The sequence below is a fragment of the Mesorhizobium sp. M4A.F.Ca.ET.090.04.2.1 genome, assembly GCF_003999085.1.
Classification (GTDB): Bacteria; Pseudomonadota; Alphaproteobacteria; order Rhizobiales; family Rhizobiaceae; genus Mesorhizobium.
The window spans coordinates 1-2405 of record NZ_RZOT01000705.1; the positions used below are offsets into that span (position 1 = coordinate 1).

Annotated in this window: 2 protein-coding genes; one reads left to right on the forward strand and one right to left on the reverse strand. The window is 63.5% G+C overall.

The features are described from left to right. The coding region (locus EN781_RS30695) for a hypothetical protein (RefSeq protein ID WP_127400638.1) at positions 1-1024 on the forward strand (1024 nt) is incomplete at its 5' end. Positions 1025-1256: 232 nt separating this feature from the next. On the opposite strand, the gene aspS is transcribed toward EN781_RS30695, so the two are convergent. Further along, a partial coding sequence (gene aspS / locus EN781_RS30700) for an aspartate--tRNA ligase (protein ID WP_127400639.1) occupies positions 1257-2405 on the reverse strand: 1149 nt, incomplete at its 5' end.

Sequence of the window (2405 nt, forward strand, 5' to 3'; positions counted from 1 at the left end):
GTCCAACATGGTGCTGCAGGGCGTGGCCGTGAAGCCGGCCGGCGAGAAGGAGCCGCTGACCATCGGCGACGTCAAGCTCGAAGGCGTCAGCGAAGCCGATGGCGGCTATGACATCGAAACCGTCTCGACCGCGGCCCTCGAGCACAGCAAGGACGGCGTCACGCTGTCGCTCAGCCCGTTCGTGATCCATGACATGACGGTGCCGGCCGAAGGCGCCACTGGCCCGCTCGGCTCGCTGATGATGTACAAGTCGGCCGAGCTCTCCAACATGACGGTCAAGGTTGCCGACAAGACCGCCTTCTCGATGGACGGACTTGCCATCGAGGTCAGCCCGCCGGAGGACGGCAAGGCGATGGAATTTTCCGGCACGACGGAAAAGTTCAATGCCGACCTGACCCTGGTCGAAGACCCCAAGTCCAAGGAGGCCATCGAAGCGCTCGGATACCAGAACATTTCGGGCAATATCGACATCGCCGGCACGTGGCAGCCGGCGGACGGCAAGATGGAGCTGTCGAAATACGACATTGCGGTCGACAATGCCGGCAAGCTCGGCATGACCTTCGGCCTCGGCGGCTATACGCTCGACTTCATCAAGTCGCTGCAGGAGATGCAGAAGAAGATGGCCGCGCAGCCCGAAGGCGCCGACAATTCGGCGCAGGGCATGGCCATGCTCGGCCTGTTGCAGCAGCTTTCGTTCAACAGCGCCTCGATCCGCTTCGACGACGATTCGCTGACCAACAAGGTGCTGGACTATGTTGGAAAGCAGCAGGGCATGTCGGGCAAGGACATCGCCAATCAGGCCAAGGCGATCGTGCCGTTCGGCATGGCCCAGCTCAACAATCCTGAGCTGACGGCCGAGGTAACGGCTGCGGTCGGCAAATATCTCGACGATCCGAAGAGTCTGGAGATTTCGGCCGAGCCACCGGCTGCGGTGCCGTTCGCGCTGATCATGGCCGGAGCGATGTCGAACCCGCTCGACCTGCCGAAGACGCTTGGCGTCAAGGTCAAGGCGAACGAGGACTGATCGGACTAGCTGCCTTCTCCCCGTGATACGGGGAGAAGGTGCCGGCAGGCGGATGAGGGGCAGCGCCGACGCCTGCAAATATGAAATTCAGTTTCTGACCCGATTGCCTGTCAGAAGGCTTCAGCTGCCACGACCGCTCGCAAATCACCGACGTCCGCGCTGCCCCTCATTGTCCTGCCGGACATTTCTCCCCGTATAGAGACGGGGAGAAAGAGCAGTTGCAACGCTGCCGTCAGTCCTTCTTTGCCACGGCGACGCGCAGCGACAGTTCGCGCAATTGCTGCGGCGTGGCTTCCGCGGGCGCGTTCATCAGAAGGTCGTAGGCCTGCTGGTTCATCGGGAACATGGTGACCTCGCGCAGGTTCTTGGCGCCGACCAAGAGCATCACGATGCGGTCGATGCCGGCCGCCATGCCGCCATGCGGCGGCGCACCATACTGGAAGGCGCGATAGAGGCCGCCGAAGCGCTCCTCGACGGTGGCGCGGTCGAGTCCGACCGTCTCGAAGGCCTTGACCATGGTCTCCGGCAGATGGTTGCGGATGCCGCCGGAGGCGATCTCGAAGCCGTTGCAGACCATGTCGTACTGGAACGCCTTGATGCCGAGCAGATCCTCGCCGCCCAGCGCCTCGATGCCGCCCTGCGGCATGGAGAACGGATTGTGGGCGAAGTCGATCTTCTTCTCTTCCTCGTTCCATTCGAAGAACGGGAAGTCGACGATCCAGCAAAGCTCGAAACGGTCGCGGTCGACGAGGTTCAGTTCCTCGCCGGCGCGGGTGCGCGCGGCACCGGCGAAGGAGACGAATTTCTTCGGGTCGCCGGCGACGAAGAAGGCGGCGTCGCCGTCGGCCAAGCCAAGCTGCTGGCGGACCGCCTCGGTGCGCACCTCGCCGATGTTCTTGGCGATCGGACCGGCGCCTTCGAGCTTGTCGCCTTCCTTGCGCCAGAAGATGTAGCCGAGGCCCGGCTGGCCCTCGCCCTGCGCCCACGAATTCATGCGGTCGCAGAAGGCGCGGCTGCCGCCGGTCTTGGCCGGAATGGCCCAGACCTCGGCCTTCGGATCATTGGCCAGGATGTTGGCGAACACCTTGAAGCCGGACTCGCGGAAATGATCCGATACGGCCTGCATCTCGATCGGGTTGCGCAGGTCCGGCTTGTCGGTGCCGTAGGTGCGCATCGCCTCGTCATAGGGGATGCGGCGGAATTTCTGCGTCACCGGCTTGCCGGCGGCGAAGCTCTCGAACACTTCGCGAAGCACCGGCTCCATGGTCGACAGCACATCGTCCTGCTCGACGAAGCTCATTTCGAGGTCGAGCTGGTAGAATTCGCCGGGCAGACGGTCGGCGCGCGGATCCTCGTCGCGGAAGCACGGCGCGATCTGGAA